Below are 18,873 nucleotides of genomic sequence, written 5' to 3' on the forward strand. Positions count from 1 at the left end.
AATGAAAAGAAACACACAAGAACAATATTTACAAGACATTACGCGTAAAAGGCTAAGTGAAGTCTTTGTGGGCTTTATCAAAGCAGAATCTTTTAGTGGTATTTTGCTCTTTTTTTGCGCGGTATGCGCGATGTTTGTAGCAAACTCTTCTATTTCTCAAGAATATTTTGACTTTTTCACACAGAGGTTTGGAGTTTCTATTGGAGAAGAGAGATTCTATGGATTTAGCATTCAAGAGTGGGTGAATGATGTGCTAATGGTGCTTTTTTTTCTTATGGTTGGTTTGGAGATTAAGCGAGAAGTGCTTTTTGGTGATTTAGCTGGGTTTAAAAAAGCGGCATTCCCTGTCATTGCAGCACTTGGTGGTATGGTCGCACCGGGCATTATTTATTTCGCGCTTAATGCACAAACACCTTCTTGGCACGGCTTTGGAATCCCAATGGCTACGGATATTGCATTTGTTTTGGGCGTGATTTTGTTGCTTGGTAAATGTGTGCCAATGGCATTAAAGGTGTTTTTGGTTACCTTAGCGGTGGCTGATGATTTAGGCGCGATTATGATAATAGCCACAGCCTATCCATCACCTGAGGGCGTGCATTTTGTTTGGCTAGGATTTTCAGCACTCATAGTTGTCGCCCTCATAGTGCTTAATAAAATCGGTGTGCGAAATTTGGGAATCTACTTGGTGGTTGGTGGATTGCTTTGGTTTTGTGTGCATCATAGTGGGATTCACGCGACTATCGCGGGAGTTATTTTGGCATTTTGTGTGCCTGTGAAGCCCAAAATGCCAAGCGAGCAGTTTCTCAACCTTTTTGAAGAATTACCTCAAAAGTTTAAGCAAATGGATAGAGATAAAAAAAATGTGCTCCTCACACGCGAACAAATGGATATTTTAAGCACTATGGCAAAAGATTCTATCAATGTTCAAAACCCACTTTTGCGTTTAGAGCACGCTTTGCAGCCACTTTGTGCGTATTTTATAATGCCACTTTTTGCGTTTAGTAACGCAGGAGTAAATCTCTCTGGTGGCATTGATTTTGGATTGGATTATATCGCACCGGGCATATTTCTTGGGCTTGTAGTTGGCAAACCTATTGGCATTTTGCTTTTTACATTTCTTAGCGAGAAGTTGGGTGTCGCAGCGCGTCCTGTGGGGATACGATGGGCAGAGATTCTTGGGGCTGGAATGTTGGCTGGCATTGGATTTACAATGTCGATTTTTGTCTCAAATCTTGCTTTTGATTCATTTGGTGGGGGAGATTCTCAAAGTGCTGAAGATGTTGCGAAGATTTCTATTTTGATTGCCTCTAGCACGGCAGGTATTCTTGGCGCGCTTTTTTTGTTTGTGTATAGTTTTATAAAAAAGCGTTAGCCCACAGCACACTTATGTAGCTATTTTAGAGATTGCAGTAGCAATTCTTTGTGCAAAATCAAAATCTTTTAAGCAAAGAATTGCTACAATTTCACACCTAAATCACAAAAAGGATAGCAAATGAAATGTAAATTGTTCTTTTTAACTTTAATAAGTGCGTGCGTGCTTATAGCTGATGAGATTCCCGCTCAAAGACCTCAAGCTGGCGTTGATGATACGCTTATAGGATTAGCACCTATTGCGTTTTTTATCTTGTTGATTTATTTTCTCATTGTGCGCCCACAAAACACTCGCCGTAAAAAACATCAAGAAATGATAACAAGCCTTAAGAAAGGTGATAAAATTATCACCACAGGTGGTTTGATAGCTGAAGTGGTAAAACCAGAAGATGATTTCTTTAGTGTGCGCTTAAATGATGATACAATAGTAAAACTCTCAAGAGAGTTTGTCGCTTACAAAATCGATGATACACAGCAAAACAACTAAGTGATTATGACGCGATGAATCAGGGTATCAACTTTCGCCTCTTAAGTCTTATTGGGGCAGCAATTTTTGGAATCTTTTTTAGCCTGCCGTCATTTTTTGATATACAAGGGCGCAAGATTACGCTTGGACTTGATTTACAAGGCGGGCTTAATCTCCTTTTGGGCGTTAAGAGTGAAGAGGCGGTGAATGCAAAACTCTCAAGTCTAGCTTCAAGCATTAAGTTTGAAAGTGAAAACAAAAAACTTTTAGTAGATTCTATAAAAATGCGTGCAAACAAGCTTACTTTTGAGGTGTTAAATCCACAAGATAAACCAGAAATACAAGCAATGCTAGAAAAATTTGATGGTTTAGTAGTGCTTGAGGAAAACAACATCTACACCATATCGTTTAGCGAAGAAGAAATCAACAAAATCAAAGAAGACGCTATCGAGCAAGCTATCGGCACAATTCGCAAGCGATTAGATATTTTTGGTCTAAGCGAGCCTAGCGTTACAAGGCAGGGGAAGGAAAATATCCTAGTCGAAGTGCCCGGTGAAAATACACCGCAAGAAGAGGAGCGGTTGCGCAATCTTATCTCCAAGCCTTCGTATTTAGAGTTTATGGCGGTTGATGAGGAGCGCAACGCACGAGTAAATCTAATGAGTGATTTGGAAGCTGAGGAATATGGTGATATAATTTTGCCATTTGCTAAGAGCACTTCTACTAGTGGAGAGAGTGGCTTTTTGCTTGTAAAAAAAATCCCTATTTTAGATGGTTCATCAATCACAAGTGCTTCCCCAAGCAGAGACCAAAATAACCAATATGTGGTGAGTTTTACGCTAGATTCTGCTGGAGCGAGAATCTTTGGGGATTTTTCTGGTAAAAATATTGGCAAGCGATTGGCTATCGTGCTTGATGGCAAGGTGTATTCCGCGCCTGTGCTTCGTAGTAGGATTACTGATAGCGGGCAAATAAGTGGAGACTTTGATAAATATTCCGCTGCAGATTTAGCCCTCACGCTCAAAAGTGGTGCATTGCCCGCTTCTATGGAAGTCTTAGAGAAGCGTGGAGTGGGACCAAGTTTGGGTGAAGATAGTATTAGAGCGTCTATGATTGCCCTTATAAGCGGATTTGTGTTGGTAGTAATCTTTATGATAGCGTATTACAATGTCGCTGGAATCATTGCTGTGGTGGCATTGTTGGTTAATATTGTGCTTATTGTGGCTGTTATGGCACTTTTTGGCGCGACACTCACATTGCCCGGAATGGCTGGAATCGTGCTCACCGTCGGTATGGCAGTCGATGCCAATATTATCATCAATGAGAGAATCCGCGAAGCCTTACGGGGAGGGAACTCTATCACGAAGTCCATAGAGCTTGGCTATGCTAACGCCTCTAGGGCGATTTTTGATTCAAACATCACTACGCTTTTGGTCGCTATTTTACTTTATGCTTATGGCACAGGCGCGGTGCAAGGATTTGCCATTACGCTAAGTCTTGGAATCATTGCCTCGATTCTCACTGCTATTGTCGGCACACACGGAATCTATCAAGCCATTTTGCCAAAAATCGCTCATTCAAAGGCATTATGGCTATGGTTTGGTGTGAGCAATGCGACAAGAGATTCTCAAAAACTTGGATTAAGCAAGTAAGGAGGGCACAATGGAAGTATTTAAAAAAGTAAAGATTTATGATTTTGTCAAATATAGCCTCTATGGTCTTATTCTTTCTGTGGTGCTTTGCGTTGCTTCAATCGCGCTTATTGTGATAAAAGACTTTAAGTTAGGCATTGATTTTGCGGGCGGGAGTATTGTGCAGATTCAATACACCGATTTACAAAAAGCTCCAATTCAGCAAATTAGAGAGATTCTCTCAAATGATGAGCGATTTAAAGGATTCCAAGTAAGTGAGTTTGGCGAACCAAATGAAGTGTTGCTAAAGCTCCCTGAATTTGGCGAAAGTAGCGCGCAAGTAGCTCAAATTGTCCAATCTCTTTTGGTATCCACAGGAGCGTTTGAAATCCGCCGTGATAATACCATTAGCGGAAAAGTGGGTGATGAATTTAAGAAAAAAGGGATTATTGCCATTGTGCTTGCCTTAGCGGCAATGATGGTATATATTTCTTTTCGCTATGAGTGGAGATTCTCTCTTGCTGGGATTTGCACGCTCGCACACGATGTAATCATTGTCTCTGGCATTGTGATTATCACTGATATTGATTTTAATTTAGAGGTGCTAGCGGCGTTACTAACGCTTATTGGTTATTCGATAAATGACATTATCATCATATTTGATAGAATCCGCGAGCAAATGCTTTCAAAGCGAATGAGTGATATGAATTTTGTGATTAACGAGGCGGTTTCTGCCACACTTTCGCGGACGATTCTCACTTCTGTAACGGTGTTTTTGGTTGTCTTAACGCTCTATCTCTTTGGTGGGGATATTATCAAAGGATTCTCACTACCAATGCTTGCTGGCGTGTTGATTGCGACTTATAGCTCAATGTTTGTCGCACCAAGACTAGCGATTGTATTTGGCTTTAGTTTGGATACATATTACCAAAAAGAGCTAGAGAAGAAAAAAAGAGCACAAGAGAAAGAGCGGTTACGCGCAATGTATGAAAATGGTCGTGTATAGCACAATAAACTTAAAGGAGTGGTATAAATGAATTGGGGAAGAGTGTTTTTTGTATTTTTTAGCGTGATGGGACTAACGCTTGGCGTGGAGTTTTTATACGAGGGCAATATTGTGATTTTATTTTTATGTGCAAGTGTGAATTTCTTGTGTGCAACCTTTCGCATAGGCATAAAAAGCTCTCTATCAGCCGAGATTTTGGCGACTTTTGTGGTGGCGATATTTCATTTAGCAGCAGCATTTATCATTTTGCAAGTTTTTGGAATGAAGCACTTAGGATATGGGATAGTCATCGGCGCAGTGGTCGCAAACTTTTATGCCCTCGTGCTCCTTACTATTGAGAGCATAAAAGATGGGAGAGAGGAAATTTAAAGGAATAAAAAATGAGTGATATGAATGCAATAAACAAAGGAGAGGGAATGCAAGAAAATCAAAGCCCGCTTATCGAGCGCAAGAAAATCTATAATCCACATAGCACAGAGGGTGTGAATGAACGCAAAATATTTGGCGGGAATCCTACAAGTATGTTTGATTTAAACAAAATTAAATATCAATGGGCATATAATTTATGGAAGACAATGCTTGCAAACACTTGGTTTCCAGAAGAAGTCAATATGAATGCTGATAAACGCGATTATAATGGTGGATTAGCTCCACAAGAAAAACTTGGCTATGACAGAGCACTTGCTCAGCTTATTTTTATGGATTCTTTACAAACGAACAATTTGATTGACAATGTCAATCCCTATATGACGAGCCCAGAAATTAACCTCGTGCTTGTGCGTCAAGCCTACGAAGAGGCTTTGCATTCACAAAGCTATGCTGTAATGGTGGAATCTATCTCTGCTAATACAGAGGAGATTTATGATATGTGGCGCGTGGATATGCAGTTGCGTGCGAAAAATGACTATATCGCCGATGTGTATATCGAGCTTGCCACCAACCCAACGGAATATAACCTTATTAAAGCAATGTTTGCAAATCAAATTTTAGAGGGGATTTATTTTTATAGTGGATTTTGCTATTTTTACACACTTGCTAGAAGTGGCAAAATGCTTGGCAGTGCGCAAATGATACGATTTATCAATCGCGATGAAGTAACGCATTTAGTCCTTTTTCAAAATATGATAAACTCAGTGCGCAAAGAGCGACCCGATTTATTCACCAAAAACCTAGAAGAAGAAGTCATAGAAATGTTTAAAAAAGCCGTAGATGTAGAATCTTCTTGGGGTGAGTATATCACGCAAGGACAGATTTTAGGACTTACAGGCGATATTATCCGCCAATATATTGAGTTCCTTGCTGATGAGCGATTAAGCAGAGTAGGGCTACCAAAGCTCTACAACGCCACACATCCGATTAAATGGGTGGATAAGTTTTCAAGCTTTAATGACCAAAAAACCAACTTTTTTGAAGCGAAGGTAACGAATTACGCAAAAGGGAGTATTGATTTTGATGATTTCTAAGAATCCATATAGGAAACTTTACGCCTTGCAGGTGAAAATCGGACAAGATTTTGAGTTAAATTTAAAAAAAGTGCTTGAATGCCTTAAAAATGTCGAGCAAGATTCTATTGTTTGCACGCCAGAAGTGGTTTTTAGCGGGTTTGCGTATCAAAAAATGGAAGAGGCGAGCGAGTTTTCAAAAGTTGTTACGCAAAAACTTTTAGAATCTAGCGAAAAATGCACCATAGTAACGACAATGATAGAAAAAAAGCGCAATAAATTTTATAACAACCTTAAAGTATTTCATAAAGGCGAGGTGATACACAAACAATCCAAACACAAGCTCTTTGAGCTTGGCGATGAGAATCTGCACTTTGAAGCTGGAAGCGAAGATGAGATTTTGCCTTTTTTTGTGGATTCTATAAAATGCGCGGCGATTAACTGCTTTGAATTGCGTTTTATTGATTTATGGAAGCGCGTTCAAGGAGCGGATATTATTTTTGTCCCAGCAATTTGGGGCAGGGCGAGAAAAGAGCAATTTGAAACTCTCACCAAAGCCCTTGCTATTAGCAATCAAGCCTTTGTAGTGGCAAGTGATGGTGCAAATGATACAATGGCTAAGGGAAGTGCAATTATAACGCCGTATGGAATCGTATATAAAAATGATAAAAAAGAGATTGTAAGCACGCAAGTTGATTTGCGTGATAGTGCAAAAATGCGCAAACATATCCAAACAGGAATCCCAATCAACTCATAATAAAATCTAAAGAGGTGCGAATGTCCCAGCATTTGGTTAAAATGGTAGATGAGATTCAGCGGTTTGTGCGTTTATCGCCAAAAGTAATAAACGCTATGCAAAGTGTGGATAGGGCATTTTTCGTGCCAGAGATTTTTTTAGACAAAGCATACAGCCTCGATGCGTTGCCAATAGAGCAATCTCAATGGATTAGTTCTCCGCTTACTGTGGCGATAATGACGCAATCCCTTATGCCACAAGGTGGGGAAAGTGTGTTAGAAGTCGGCTGTGGAAGTGGCTATCAGGCGATGATTCTCTCTAAACTTTTTAGACGCGTTTGCACGATTGAGCGCATAGAGAGACTTTTTTTAGAAGCGCGAAAGAGGTTTAGTGCTCTCAGTGCGGATAATATTTTTAGCAAACTTGGTGATGGGCAAGATGGCTGGGAAGAGCACGCACCCTATGATGCTGTGATTTTTAGCGCGTGTGCGCAGGGTATCCCGCTAAAGATTATCGAGCAGTTAAAAGAGGGTGGTGTGCTTTTGATGCCATTTTTACAAGATGGCAAACAGCATATCACGCGTTTTGTGAAAATTGATGGTGTGTTAAGCAAGCCACTTGTGATTACACAATGTCTTTTTGTCGATGTGTGTAATGGAATCTTAAGGCAATAGTGTATGTTTGAAATCTATGTGCCTGTGCTCATAGTGGGTGTTTTAGCGAGTTTTTTTACTACGCGCTTTTTGAGTGAAAATTTTTGGAATCCTTATGGGCTTTTTGGGCTATGTCTTGGTATTTGTGTGTTGTTGCTTGTGCTTCTAGATTCTGCTTTTTTGTGTTATTCGCTATTCTTGTATGGATTTTTTGTAGTTTTATTTGTGTTGGCACTTGTTGATATGGAGTTTTTAGCATTGCCAAATGGAGGACTTTTGGTGTTTTTATCCATAAGTATTATGGTAGGTTTTTTTACACCAGATAAGTTAGTTTCTATGCAAATTACGCAAATCACACAAGGCTTTGCTATAATGGGAATATTGTTTGTCCTTAAAGTCTTTTTAGAATCTTTTTGGCAAAAAGAACTTTTTGGCGAAGCAGATATTGTCGTATTGGGTGGCATTGGAATGGTTTTTGGAGTGAAGTTTTGTGTATTTAGCATTTTTGTTGCTTCTGTATTTGCGCTTATTGTGGCGTTTGGTGTGAAAGCTATAAAACGCGTTATTTGGCGCAAGATTCCATTTGTAAGTTTTTTATTTCTCGCTGTTTGTGCGGTATTTTTTGGCGGAGCTGAATTTTTAGATGAGTTTATAGGCGTAATAGGAGGGGTGAATGTTTAAACGCTATTTGTTTTTGTCGTTCTCTCAACTTTTTTTCCCATTTTTGCTGGTGTTGTTATTTATCGCGTCTGTGGTGTTGCTTATATCTATTGCTGGTCGCACTTATGTGGTGAAAATGGACTTTTTAGACCTTTTTACGCTTTTTTCTTATTCGATACCTTCAAGCATTTCTTTTATCATTCCTATTGCATTTTTTGCTTCCTTAGTGCTTGGAATCTCGCGCTTAGCTTATGATTATGAGTTAATGGTATTTTTTTCATTAGGAGTGAAGCCTATTGCAATCCTTAAGGCATTCACTCCCATTATTTTGCTTGTTACGGCAATTTTGTTTGTTTTTTCATTGGTGGTTGTCCCACTCTCATCGAGCGCGAGTATCAACTTTGTCTCCAAAAAACGCGCTGATGTAGATGTGAATTTGCGCGCAGGAGAGCTCGGGCAAAAGATTGGGAATTGGCTTGTGTATGTCGATAAGGCAGACAAACGAAAATATGAGAATCTTATTTTGTATTCGCAGGGTGGGTTTGATAAGCGAGATAGCGCAGAGTCCTTTGTCGTGGCTAAAAATGGAAGCACAAAAAATGAGAATGGAATCTTTGAGCTGATATTAGAGAATGGTGAAGCGTATTTCGCTAGCGAGGAAGAAATCCGCAAGATTGGGTATGAATTGATGAATATTTACCAAGTGATTGCTGAACCACAACTAAGCGCATATCAACTTGTTGATTATTGGCGTAGTGCATTTGATGGCTCTTCTAAGAGCAAGAAGCGAAAATTCGCCCAAAGTGTGATGCTTTCACTTTTTCCATTATCTTCGATATTTTTGATTCTTGTTTTTGGCGTGGCTAATCCGCGTTTTCAATCTAATATGTCGTATTTTTATGTGATTGGTGCGAGTATTTTGTATTTTGTGTTGCTTTATATTAGCGCGGAGAATTTTCCTTTTATTGGCATTGTGTGTATCCCTAGTGCGTGGTTTATACTTTCTTATCTGCTTTATCGTAAGAGTATTAAGCCATATTATTAAATTGTGATGAGATTATTAGCTAAGATTGCTTATGATGGAAGTGCGTTTAGTGGATTTGCTATCCAGCCAGATTCCCACATACACACGATAGAAGGCAAATTAAGCAAAGTGCTACAAAGCGTGGGGATAGATTCAGTGCTTTTGTATGCTGGGCGCACGGATAAGGGAGTGCACGCAAGTGGGCAAATGATTAGCTTTGAGAGTGAAATACATTGGAATCTCGTGCGATTAAAAGAGTTGCTCAATCAAAAACTTTATCCACATATTTATTGCAAATGTATATGGAGAGTGCCAAATGATTTCCATCCTCGATATAATGCGTTATGGCGAGAATATCGTTATGTCGCCACTAAAAAAATGCCAAATGTGCTGTGTGCTCGCTTTGTTGGATTTGAAGATTATGGCGATATGTCTCGTGTGCGAGAATCATTAGGATATTTTATAGGTGAGCATAATTTTAGATTCTTTAAAAAGCAAGGCACGCTGAGCAAAAGTGATACGCGTCATATTTTTCGCGCAAGTTGCTACACTTATCGAGAATGCTTGGTTGTAAAGGTGCGCGGAAATGGCTTTTTACGCGCACAAGTGCGACTAATGCTAGGGACAATCTTTGCCTTTGGACGCGGCGAGATTGCAAAAGCAGATTTGCTTAGACAAATTGATGCCAAAGAGCGCGTATTTTGGCAGCCAATTAGTCCAAATGGATTGTATTTAAGTGCTGTTGGGTATGAAATATTTAGCTCGAAGTTATAAATGTATAAATTCTGTGCTACAATATAAGCATTTTTATGATTTGTGTAGCCAAATTAAGAGGATAAGTCTTTTAAAAAGAAAGGGATTGTTTTGAAAAAAAAGATTAAAACACTTGCAGGAAGCATTGATAAGGCGTTTGCAGATATAAAGGATTTAAAAGAACTTGAAAATCTAAGAATCCAAATGGTAGGGAAAAAGGGTGAGTTAAGCGCGCTCTTTGCTGAATTAAAGGAACTTAGCGAAGAGGTGAAAAAAGATGTAGCCAAAGAACTTAATGCCCTTAAGACACATTTTGAAAGCACTCTTGAAAAGACAAAAAAAGACTTAAGCGCACAGGAGGTGGCAAAAAATCTCAAGCAACAATATGTTGATGCCTCGCTTTTTACCACACTAAAAGCCACAAGTAACGGACATCCAATCAATCAAGTAATGGACAAAATTATTGAATATTTTGTCAATATGAATTTTTCTCTCCAAACAGGACCACTCGTAGAAGATGACTTCCATAACTTTGAAGCACTTAATATCCCAAAATATCACCCAGCACGGGATATGCAAGATACATTTTACTTCAAAGATTCTCTTTTGCTCCGCACGCATACAAGCCCCGTGCAAATCCGCACAATGCAAAATGCTAAACTCCCCATTCGCATTATTGCTCCGGGTGCGGTGTTCCGCAGGGATAATGATGTAACACACTCGCCAATGTTTCATCAAATTGAAGGGTTGGTGGTGGATTCAAAAGATAAGGTGAGTTTTGCGAATTTAAAATATATTTTAGAGGATTTTTTACGCTATATGTTTGGCGATGTGCGAGTGCGCTTTCGCTCGAGTTTTTTCCCATTTACAGAGCCAAGTGCAGAAGTGGATATTTCCTGTGTATTTTGCAATGGTGTCGATGAGAATGGCAAGGGAGGCTGTCGCGTGTGCTCGCATACAGGCTGGCTTGAAGTGCTGGGTTGTGGTGTCGTGGATAGCAATGTGTTTAAAGCCGTTGAGTATGAAAATGTAAGTGGATATGCGTTTGGTCTTGGTATAGAGCGATTTGCGATGTTGCTTAGTAGAGTGAATGATTTGCGCAGTTTCTTTGAGAGCGATTTGCGCGTGTTAGAACAATTTTAGGAGGAAGCAATGATTGTTACAAAGCACCTTCTCTCTGATTTTGTAGATATATCTTCTCTCTCACTAGATAAACTTTGTGTTGGACTTAATACTATTGGTTTGGAAGTAGAGAGTGTGGTGGTTTTTGAGATTCCACAAAAAGTCGTTGTGGGCAAGGTTATAAGCAAATCTTATCACCCAAATGCAGATAAACTTAGCGTGTGTGAAGTAGATGTGGGGAGTGAAGTGCTACAAATTGTTTGTGGGGCGAAAAATGTCGATGCCGAGCAATTTGTTGCGGTCGCATTAGAGGGCGCGACTATTCCAGCTAGCAATAAGGAATCTAAACCGCTAACAATTAAAAAAACTACCCTGCGTGGCGTAGAAAGCTGTGGAATGATTTGTTCAAGCGTGGAGTTAGGATTGCCTAAAATCAATGATGGGATTATGGTGCTCGATTCTAGCATTGGGAAGTTTAGTATAGGGCAGCAACTTTGCGATTTAGAGTTTTTTAATAATTATGCTATTGAAGTTTCTATCACTCCAAATCGTGGTGATTGTCTAAGTGTGCTAGGAATCGCGCGTGATATAAGTGCGTATTTTGACTTGCGTTTAAAGCCTATTAACGACATTGATAATATTTTGTCTCTTGGGCTTGGACGCGTGCTTGGGATAAATGTCGAAAACAAACTTTACTCGCACTTGCTGTATCGTGTGGCTCAAATCAATTCATTTTCCTTGCCACTCTCAGTGGCTCTTGTTTTAGGCTTTAATGATACGCTCAAAGATGATGTAGTGCAGAGTTTCTTAGAATATGGGCGGTATCTTAGTGGAGTGATATTTAACGCATATAAACTTGATGAGTGTCGATTGCGTGATAGCGATGAAGATTCCCTTGAAGCACAACTCTATGTCAAAAAGGATAAAAATGGTGTGGAAACAATTTGCACAAAGGATAAGATTCTCTCTCAAGTGGGAATCTTCCACAATGATACAAAGTTTGATTGCAAAAATGAGATTATCGTTATAGAGGCAAGTTATGCACCACCAAAAATTATCGCCGAAGCCATTTATAACCACAAACTAAAAACCACGCCACATATCGCCTATCGTTCTACACGAGGGAGTAATCCAGACTTAGAGCAAGGAATGAATATTTTATGTAGGGCAATGTTACAAGATTCTAAAACTTTGGTGTATTCAGGCACGCACAACATTGACCAATATGACCAAGAAAACAAAATTAAAACAACCTTTGATTCCATTACCCATATCATTGGCGATGTGCTTGACAAAGAAGAAATGAGCTCAATTTTGAAGCGATTGAAATTTGAGTTAGAAGTAACGGGTAGTGAAAGTTTTTTCATCGCTTCTGTGCCACCATATCGCCACGATATAAGTAATACACAGGATTTAGCGGAGGAAATTTTACGAATCTATGGGATTGATAATATCACTCCAAAGCCGTGTGCGTTTAGCGAACAACTTCAGCTTACACTCCCATACGCACGATATACTTATAGACGCAATGTTGCAAAGTCTCTTTTGGCGCACGGGCTCTATGAGTGCGTGCATTATGTCTTTGCTAGTTTGGCACATTTAGATTCTCTTGGCTTTGCGTGTGTAGAAAATGAGCTAGATTTGCAAAATCCAATTAGCAGTGAAATGGATACTTTGCGCACTAGCCTTATCCCAGCAATGATAGAATCTACTAAGCGCAATAAGAATCTTGGATTTAAAAACATTCGATTCTTTGAGATTGGCTCGGTATATAATGCTAAAAGAGAGGAGAGCACGCGTCTTTGTGTGCTTTTAAATGGAGCACTAAGTCAGGAATGCTATCCAAATATAAAACCCAAAAAATGGGATATATTTAGCGTGGCAAACATAATTTGCAGTGCAGTTGGAGAGTTTAGCTTGCAAAACGCCTTACAAACACCGCTTAAAGATGAATTATTTAACAAATTTGGCTTTAAGAGCGATGGGGAATTCCCACATATACTGCACCCATATCAATGTGCGTTTATTTTTCAAAACAATGAGTGCATAGGATTTATAGGCAAATTGCACCCAAGTTTAGAGATTGAGGATTGCTTTGTGTGTGAGGTATTACTTGATGAGCAATATGCAAAAATCCCGCATTTTAAGGATTTTTCAAAATATCAAAAATCACAGAGGGATTTGACCTTGCTTCTTAGCGATGATATTCCTTTCCATAAAATTCGCACGGCAGTGCTTTTAGCACAGATTCCGCATTTGCAAAATATTTATCCTGTGGATGTTTATGCTCAATCTAAGGGGGTTATTGCACTAAGCATTCGTCTTATCTTGCAATCGATGCAAAAAACCTTAGAAGAAAAAGATTTGGTAGATTCCACCAATGCGGTTTTGGCACTCTTAGAGCAAAAATTTGATGCCAAACTTAAAACTTAAGATGTTGGAATCAAATGCGAAATATAAGTATAAGCGCGAGTAAGAAATTTCATTGTGCGTTTGACGCAATCGCCCCAGATAAATCTATATCTCATCGCGTGGCTATGTTTGCGCTTTTAAGCAATGGAAAGTGTGAAGTGCAAAATTATCTGCTTGGCGAGGATACACTTGATACATTAAAAATCGCCCAATCACTTGGTTTGGAGGTTAAACAAACCGCACAAAATAGCTTTATTTTCACTCCGCAAAGCGTAGATTGCATAGATGAAAGAATCTTAGAGCCCCGTGATATTCTTAATTGTGGCAATGCTGGCACTGCTATGCGACTATATACAGGGCTTTTGTCAGGGATTAAGGGGTATTTTGTCCTAAGTGGTGATAAATATCTTAATGCTCGTCCTATGAGACGCATTATTGAGCCACTTAGCAGTATTGGTGCGAGTATTTATGGGCGAGATGGTGGTGCATTTGCTCCGCTTACCATCATTGGCAAACATTTGCAAAACTTCTCTTATGAGAGCAAAATTTCATCAGCTCAAGTAAAAAGCGCAATGATTCTCGCGGGACTTTTTGCTGGAGAGAGTGGCGGGGAAAATACTTTTAGCGAACCACTTTTAAGCAGAGACCATACAGAGCGTATATTGCAAGCTATGGGAGTGAATTTCACAACCTCGCAAAATGCGCAATCACACACACTGCGATTCCAATCGTTGCCTAAAAATGCCAAACTTCAATCCTTTTCACTCACAATCCCTGCCGACCCTTCTAGCGCATTTTATTTCGCACTTGCTGCGTGCATAGTGCCAGATTCCTGTGTGGTGATAGAAAATATATTGCTTAATCCTACGCGCATTGAGGCGTATAAAGTGTTAGAAAAAATGGGAGCAAAGATTTCTTATCATCTCAAAAGCTCGCATTACGAGGATATTGGCGATATAGAGGTGCGCTATGCTCCACTAAAGGCGGTGAATGTGAGTGAAAATATCTCGTGGCTTATTGATGAGATTCCTGCATTGGCTATTGCATTTGCCTGTGCTAACGGAAAAAGCAAGGTTTGTAACGCTAAAGAATTGCGCGTGAAGGAATCTGATAGGATTGCAAGTGTGGTTGAGGGTTTGCGTGCTATGGGGATTGAATGCGAGGAATTTGAAGATGGGTTTAGCGTGCAAGGTGGCGAGCTCAAATCTGGCACTATCGATTCTCACGGGGACCATAGAATCGCTATGAGCTTTGCTATTGGTGCGTTATTATGCGGAGCAAAGATTACAGATACGCAGTGCATTGACACTTCATTTCCTAATTTTTTAGAGCTTTTAGGTAAAATTACAACCGTTACAATACACAACGCTTAAAAGGGACATTTTATGGAAGTAAGATTGGCGCAAAATTATGGTTTTTGCTTTGGCGTGAAGCGTGCTATCAAAATTGCTGAAGAGCATAAAAATGCTATCACACTTGGACCGCTTATCCACAATGCAAAAGAAATCACGCGTTTGAAAATGGATTACAATGTCGATACAAGTGAAACTTTAGAGAATCTCCAAAAGGGTAGGCAGCTTATCGTGCGCACTCACGGGATTCCCAAAAAGGATTTAGAGCGTTTGCAATCGCAAAAATTTGAAGTCATAGATGCTACTTGTCCATTTGTGCGCAAACCACAAATGATAGTCGAGGAAATGAGTGCTAAGGGGTATGATATTATCGTGTTTGGCGATGAGGAACACCCTGAAGTCAAGGGCGTGGTAAGTTATGCGAATACAAAATCAAATGCACAAGATTCTAAATCGGCTGTAAAAGTAGTGGCAAATATGGAGGAGCTTAGTCATTTGCGTTTAGGCAAGAAAATCGCGCTTATCTCACAGACAACCAAACAACCAGAGATTTTTGGGCAAATTGCGAGTTATCTTATTATGCGTGTGGCTGAAGTGCGAGTTTTTAACACTATTTGCAATGCGACATTTGAGAATCAATATGCCGCAGACGCACTAAGCAAAGAAGTGGATATAATGATAGTCGTGGGTGGGAAAAATTCCTCAAACACAAAACAACTTTTAATGATTTGCAAGAAAAACTGCAAAAATAGCTATCTTGTCGAAGATGAAAAAGAATTGCAAAATGTGTGGTTTAAAAACAAAAAAATATGCGGAATCACCGCAGGAGCAAGCACGCCAGATTGGATAATCCAAAGAGTGAAGCAAAAAGTAGTGGCGTTGTAAATTATTGTGTTAAGAATCTCGCGTTATTTAAACATTTTCCTCAATCGCTTTTTACCAAACTCTACGCCGGGCTGGTCATAAGTGTTTATCTCTAACGCACAACCTGTCGCAGATGTAAGTAGTTCAAAATATGCTATAAGCCCACCTACACTCACTTCGTCTAAAGATTCTAACTCGATGCTATCCACAGGGATATTTTGGGCTTGAAGTGTCTCTAATGTCGCGCATTTTTGCTTTTCTAAGAGCTCACAAAATTTCACTTTATTGATAAAATCTGTGGATTGCAAATGTGGTAAGCTAAGATTTGGAATTTCTGGAGAATCTTTTGGTATAGCGTGTGGCGAGAGTGAAAGAAAACTCACACTTTTATCAGCGCGTCCCTGCACGATAAGTTGTAAAAATGAATGCTGGTCAATGCTCCCAATAAGCCCTATGGGACTTAAGCCTACATTATTGCCCTGTTTGTCAATTTTTCCCAAACTTTCCCCCCATAACTGCACAAACCACGCATTAAATTCTTTAAAAATGCTTGAATAAGAAAAAAGCACGCTCATTGGATATTGAATGTGGTTTTTTGCAAGAAAGAATGCCTTGTATAAAATGTGCTCCTCCTTGCGTGCAAAAAAGAGTTCCATAAATGATTGCGCCCCCTGCAAAAGCGCGTATGTATCATAGCCGAGCAATCTTAGTGGAAGTATCCCCACAGCACTAAGCACAGAGAATCTGCCACCGATATTAGGCGCAATAGTGATATGCGCGATGTCTTTTTCTTTAGCAAAACGCGCTAAAGCAGAATCAACATCTGTAATAATGGCTAAGTGTTTTTTTGTTTTATGAGATTCTAAGAGATTAAATTCATTGATGACATATTTTAGCAGACTTGAAGTCTCAATAGTCGTCCCAGACTTAGAAATAGCGATAAAAAGTGTGTTTTTACGCTTGCAGTTTGTAAGCAAATGTGGAATCATAAGCGCATCTGTATGCTCTAAAAATATAAGGTTAGGGCGTGAATCGTGGCGTTGTGTGTTTTTATGAGGTTTATGACGCAATAAGCAATCAATGGCTTTAAGTCCAAGAGAACTCCCTCCAATGCCAATAATCACAAGATTTTTAAGATTTTTGAGAATCTTTTTGCGAGATTGGATAAATTCTTCGCAATCTTGCAAGGCACGATTACTAAAGGGTAGGGCGTAATATCCGCTTGCTTGTTCTTCTCGCTCTTGCAATATCTTGGCAAACAACGCTTCAATTTGTTTATTTGGAGTATCTATATCAAAAGAACCTATGTAAAAATCTTGCTCAAATTCCAACATTTACTGCCTTTCTTTAAGATTAAACATTAGTGCAAAAGTGCATAAACACACATATCAACCAATCTACTAGAATATCCCATTTCATTATCATACCACGCGAGAATCTTAGCAAACTTCTCGCCAACGACATTTGTTTTATCAGGCACGATTATAGCACTATAACTTGTGCTGATAAAATCACTTGATACACATTGTTCATTATCGACATAAAAAATATCTGGACGCGCCCTTGCTGCGTCTATAAAGAGTGCATTGATTTGCTCTTTGCTTGTGGATTTGCTAAGATTCACGCTTAAATCTACAAGACTCACATCGGGTGTAGGCACACGCAGGGCATAACCACTAAATCGTCCCTCAAGCTCTGGGATAACGAGTGAAATCGCCTTCGCCGCTCCCGTAGAAGTGGGAATCATACTAAGATTTGCCGCTCGCGCCCTGCGCCAATCTTTATGCTTCACATCAAGGAGATTTTGGTCATTGGTGTAGCTGTGAATAGTTGTCATTTGCGCGGATTGTATGCCAAAATTTTCGTGTAAAACCTTAGCAATAGGCGCGAGGCAATTTGTCGTGCAAGAAGCATTAGAAATAACAGCCTCGCCATTATAGTTGTGTTCATTTACTCCATAGACAAAAGTCGGGGTATTTTGCGCTGGGGCAGAGATAATGACGCGTTTGATTGTATCGCGCAAATGCACACTTGCCTTATCAAGTGCATTAAATTTGCCCGTGCATTCAATCACAGCTTGTGCCCCAAACGCACTAAAATCAAGTTTGCTTGGGTCTCTGTCGCTTAGAATCTTTACACGCTTAGATTTGCCAATGCAAAGTGTGCTATCATCGACTTTGTGTGCTTCATATCGTCCGTGCACAGAATCATAGCGTAACAAATGTAAAAGTGTGTCAATATCAGCAGTGGTATTCATCGCCACAAGCTCTATGTCATCTCTATTTCCAATGATTCTCGCAGAGCAAAGTCCAATGCGTCCTGTGCCATTTATTGCTACTTTTAGACTCATATCTATCCTTTTGTTTTTAGATTGTCTTTTTTGATGTATTTATTACAGCGGTATTTTAATGCAAAAAGGCAAAAAAATATTGATTTGTGTGAAAAATGTAAGTAGAATCTGCATTCTAAGTGATTTGTCCTTGTAGCTCAGCTGGATAGAGCGTTCGATTCCTAATCGAGAGGTCGTGGGTTCAAATCCCGCCGAGGACACCAGATTCTCAAAGACACTTAGCTTAAGGATACTTATGTATATCATTTTAGCCACTTCAAATGTTAATAAGCGCATTGAAATTAACAATATTTTTTCACATTATGAGATAAAGGGCATTGAAGTTGTGAGTTTTAGCGATTTTATAAAGCCTTTTGAAATCGTTGAAAACGGAAGCACTTTCGCACAGAATGCCAAAATCAAAGCCAAAGCGATATATGAAGTATTAAGTGAGCATTTTAGCGATGCAAAGAGCACTAAAAACTTCTTAGTGCTAAGTGAAGACAGCGGACTTTGTATAGAGGCATTAAATGGTGCGCCTAGCGTGTATAGCGCGAGGTTTAAAGACATAAATATCCATAATTTTGCCTGTGGTAGCCCTCACACACACTTTGATGATGATAATGTGGATACTTGGGTGCGCTATCAAGCCACTCTTCCACGCACGCTAGACACAGATTCTATCAATGTGGAGCGGGTAGTTTATGAGTTGGGCTTAAGGGGGTTAGAATCTTCAAATGCCACCTTTGTGGCAAATATGTGTCTTTTTGGTAAATTAAATGAAGTAAAAAATCCATTATGCGAGCACTTTGAGGGGATTTTAAAGGGCAGGGTAGTAACGCAAAAATCTGGCGACAAGGGTTTTGGTTACGACCCAATCTTTATCCCTGATGGCTATACACAAACGCTCGCCCAAATACCCAATAAAGATTCTCTTTCGCATCGCAAAATGGCATTAGAACAATGTGTAGAGTTTTTGCGTAAAACTTTATGCCTAAGTGCAATGTAGTCCGTTTTTTGTTGTTTGCATTTCCTCTCACCACTGAGAATCT

General features: G+C 39.6%; 18 protein-coding genes and 1 tRNA gene. 17 read left to right on the forward strand and 2 right to left on the reverse strand.

Features of this window, described 5'->3' with window-relative positions; all coding sequences use genetic code 11:
- Nucleotide 1 precedes the first annotated feature (1 nt).
- The 15 genes from nhaA (at nt 2) to ACWIWK_RS05795 (ending at nt 15,513) form a co-directional block, all read left to right on the forward strand.
- Nucleotides 2-1,372: a Na+/H+ antiporter NhaA gene (gene nhaA, locus ACWIWK_RS05725; RefSeq protein ID WP_454151644.1), complete on the forward strand. Its 1,371-nt coding sequence runs from the start codon at nt 2-4 to the stop codon at nt 1,370-1,372.
- Nucleotides 1,373-1,492: 120 nt separating this feature from the next.
- A complete protein-coding gene (gene yajC, locus ACWIWK_RS05730) occupies nt 1,493-1,858 on the forward strand; it encodes a preprotein translocase subunit YajC (protein WP_454151646.1) in 366 nt (121 codons plus the stop codon).
- A 14-nt stretch (nt 1,859-1,872) separates the two neighbouring features.
- A complete protein-coding gene (secD, locus tag ACWIWK_RS05735; RefSeq protein ID WP_454151648.1) occupies nt 1,873-3,489 on the forward strand; it encodes a protein translocase subunit SecD in 1,617 nt (538 codons plus the stop codon).
- Nucleotides 3,490-3,499: 10 nt separating this feature from the next.
- Nucleotides 3,500-4,474, forward strand: a complete 975-nt coding sequence (gene secF / locus ACWIWK_RS05740; RefSeq protein ID WP_454151650.1) for a protein translocase subunit SecF — start codon at nt 3,500-3,502, stop codon at nt 4,472-4,474.
- Between the two features lie 27 nt (nt 4,475-4,501).
- A complete protein-coding gene (locus tag ACWIWK_RS05745) occupies nt 4,502-4,843 on the forward strand; it encodes a DUF6394 family protein (RefSeq protein WP_454151652.1) in 342 nt (113 codons plus the stop codon).
- Between the two features lie 47 nt (nt 4,844-4,890).
- Complete coding sequence (locus tag ACWIWK_RS05750; RefSeq protein ID WP_454152035.1) at nt 4,891-5,937, forward strand: ribonucleotide-diphosphate reductase subunit beta; 1,047 nt, start codon at nt 4,891-4,893, stop codon at nt 5,935-5,937.
- Nucleotides 5,927-6,673 carry a carbon-nitrogen hydrolase family protein gene (locus tag ACWIWK_RS05755; RefSeq protein WP_454152036.1) on the forward strand — a complete coding sequence of 249 codons (747 nt, stop codon included), beginning with the start codon at nt 5,927-5,929 and terminating at the stop codon, nt 6,671-6,673. Before ACWIWK_RS05750 ends, ACWIWK_RS05755 begins: the two co-directional genes overlap by 11 nt.
- Nucleotides 6,674-6,693: 20 nt before the next feature.
- Entirely contained in the window at nt 6,694-7,326 is a 633-nt protein-coding gene (locus tag ACWIWK_RS05760; RefSeq protein ID WP_454151654.1) for a protein-L-isoaspartate(D-aspartate) O-methyltransferase, read from the forward strand.
- 3 nt (nt 7,327-7,329) lie between these two features.
- Nucleotides 7,330-7,986, forward strand: coding sequence for a prepilin peptidase (locus tag ACWIWK_RS05765; RefSeq protein WP_454151656.1), 657 nt, complete (start codon nt 7,330-7,332; stop codon nt 7,984-7,986).
- Nucleotides 7,979-9,010 carry an LptF/LptG family permease gene (locus ACWIWK_RS05770; protein ID WP_454151658.1) on the forward strand — a complete coding sequence of 344 codons (1,032 nt, stop codon included), beginning with the start codon at nt 7,979-7,981 and terminating at the stop codon, nt 9,008-9,010. The genes ACWIWK_RS05765 and ACWIWK_RS05770 overlap by 8 nt, the downstream gene beginning before the upstream one ends.
- 6 nt (nt 9,011-9,016) lie before the next feature.
- Nucleotides 9,017-9,763, forward strand: a complete 747-nt coding sequence (truA, locus tag ACWIWK_RS05775; protein WP_454152037.1) for a tRNA pseudouridine(38-40) synthase TruA — start codon at nt 9,017-9,019, stop codon at nt 9,761-9,763.
- 183 nt (nt 9,764-9,946) lie between these two features.
- The gene (gene pheS / locus ACWIWK_RS05780; protein WP_454152038.1) at nt 9,947-10,885 is read left to right on the forward strand and encodes a phenylalanine--tRNA ligase subunit alpha; all 939 of its coding nucleotides are present in this window, start codon (nt 9,947-9,949) and stop codon (nt 10,883-10,885) included.
- Between the two features lie 9 nt (nt 10,886-10,894).
- Complete coding sequence (gene pheT / locus ACWIWK_RS05785) at nt 10,895-13,297, forward strand: phenylalanine--tRNA ligase subunit beta (RefSeq protein ID WP_454151660.1); 2,403 nt, start codon at nt 10,895-10,897, stop codon at nt 13,295-13,297.
- Between the two features lie 14 nt (nt 13,298-13,311).
- Entirely contained in the window at nt 13,312-14,649 is a 1,338-nt protein-coding gene (gene aroA, locus ACWIWK_RS05790; protein WP_454151662.1) for a 3-phosphoshikimate 1-carboxyvinyltransferase, read from the forward strand.
- Nucleotides 14,650-14,661: 12 nt separating this feature from the next.
- Nucleotides 14,662-15,513: a 4-hydroxy-3-methylbut-2-enyl diphosphate reductase gene (locus ACWIWK_RS05795; protein WP_454151664.1), complete on the forward strand. Its 852-nt coding sequence runs from the start codon at nt 14,662-14,664 to the stop codon at nt 15,511-15,513.
- Nucleotides 15,514-15,536: 23 nt separating this feature from the next.
- On the opposite strand, the gene ACWIWK_RS05800 is transcribed toward ACWIWK_RS05795, so the two are convergent.
- Together ACWIWK_RS05800 and gap are read right to left on the reverse strand one after the other, a co-directional pair.
- Nucleotides 15,537-16,826, reverse strand: a complete 1,290-nt coding sequence (locus tag ACWIWK_RS05800; RefSeq protein ID WP_454151666.1) for a glucose-6-phosphate isomerase — start codon at nt 16,824-16,826, stop codon at nt 15,537-15,539.
- A gap of 26 nt (nt 16,827-16,852) precedes the next feature.
- A complete protein-coding gene (gap, locus tag ACWIWK_RS05805) occupies nt 16,853-17,842 on the reverse strand; it encodes a type I glyceraldehyde-3-phosphate dehydrogenase (protein ID WP_454151668.1) in 990 nt (329 codons plus the stop codon).
- 126 nt (nt 17,843-17,968) lie between these two features.
- Here gap and ACWIWK_RS05810 point away from each other — a divergent pair.
- Nucleotides 17,969-18,045, forward strand: a tRNA-Arg gene (locus tag ACWIWK_RS05810).
- Nucleotides 18,046-18,077: 32 nt separating this feature from the next.
- The gene (locus ACWIWK_RS05815) at nt 18,078-18,830 is read left to right on the forward strand and encodes a non-canonical purine NTP pyrophosphatase (RefSeq protein WP_454151670.1); all 753 of its coding nucleotides are present in this window, start codon (nt 18,078-18,080) and stop codon (nt 18,828-18,830) included.
- Nucleotides 18,831-18,873 lie beyond the last annotated feature (43 nt).

The sequence above is a fragment of the Helicobacter sp. 23-1048 genome, from assembly GCF_053654545.1.

Bases quoted from the DNA above. Each gene is read 5' to 3' on its own strand.
- nhaA (WP_454151644.1), top strand. From the start codon at position 2: ATGAAAAGAAACACACAAGAACAATATTTACAAGACATTACGCGTAAA.
- yajC (WP_454151646.1), top strand. From the start codon at position 1,493: ATGAAATGTAAATTGTTCTTTTTAACTTTAATAAGTGCGTGCGTGCTT.
- secD (WP_454151648.1), top strand. From the start codon at position 1,873: ATGAATCAGGGTATCAACTTTCGCCTCTTAAGTCTTATTGGGGCAGCA.
- secF (WP_454151650.1), top strand. From the start codon at position 3,500: ATGGAAGTATTTAAAAAAGTAAAGATTTATGATTTTGTCAAATATAGC.
- ACWIWK_RS05745 (WP_454151652.1), top strand. From the start codon at position 4,502: ATGAATTGGGGAAGAGTGTTTTTTGTATTTTTTAGCGTGATGGGACTA.
- ACWIWK_RS05750 (WP_454152035.1), top strand. From the start codon at position 4,891: ATGCAAGAAAATCAAAGCCCGCTTATCGAGCGCAAGAAAATCTATAAT.
- ACWIWK_RS05755 (WP_454152036.1), top strand. From the start codon at position 5,927: ATGATTTCTAAGAATCCATATAGGAAACTTTACGCCTTGCAGGTGAAA.
- ACWIWK_RS05760 (WP_454151654.1), top strand. From the start codon at position 6,694: ATGTCCCAGCATTTGGTTAAAATGGTAGATGAGATTCAGCGGTTTGTG.
- ACWIWK_RS05765 (WP_454151656.1), top strand. From the start codon at position 7,330: ATGTTTGAAATCTATGTGCCTGTGCTCATAGTGGGTGTTTTAGCGAGT.
- ACWIWK_RS05770 (WP_454151658.1), top strand. From the start codon at position 7,979: ATGTTTAAACGCTATTTGTTTTTGTCGTTCTCTCAACTTTTTTTCCCA.
- truA (WP_454152037.1), top strand. From the start codon at position 9,017: ATGAGATTATTAGCTAAGATTGCTTATGATGGAAGTGCGTTTAGTGGA.
- pheS (WP_454152038.1), top strand. From the start codon at position 9,947: ATGGTAGGGAAAAAGGGTGAGTTAAGCGCGCTCTTTGCTGAATTAAAG.
- pheT (WP_454151660.1), top strand. From the start codon at position 10,895: ATGATTGTTACAAAGCACCTTCTCTCTGATTTTGTAGATATATCTTCT.
- aroA (WP_454151662.1), top strand. From the start codon at position 13,312: ATGCGAAATATAAGTATAAGCGCGAGTAAGAAATTTCATTGTGCGTTT.
- ACWIWK_RS05795 (WP_454151664.1), top strand. From the start codon at position 14,662: ATGGAAGTAAGATTGGCGCAAAATTATGGTTTTTGCTTTGGCGTGAAG.
- ACWIWK_RS05800 (WP_454151666.1), bottom strand. From the start codon at position 16,826: ATGTTGGAATTTGAGCAAGATTTTTACATAGGTTCTTTTGATATAGAT.
- gap (WP_454151668.1), bottom strand. From the start codon at position 17,842: ATGAGTCTAAAAGTAGCAATAAATGGCACAGGACGCATTGGACTTTGC.
- ACWIWK_RS05815 (WP_454151670.1), top strand. From the start codon at position 18,078: ATGTATATCATTTTAGCCACTTCAAATGTTAATAAGCGCATTGAAATT.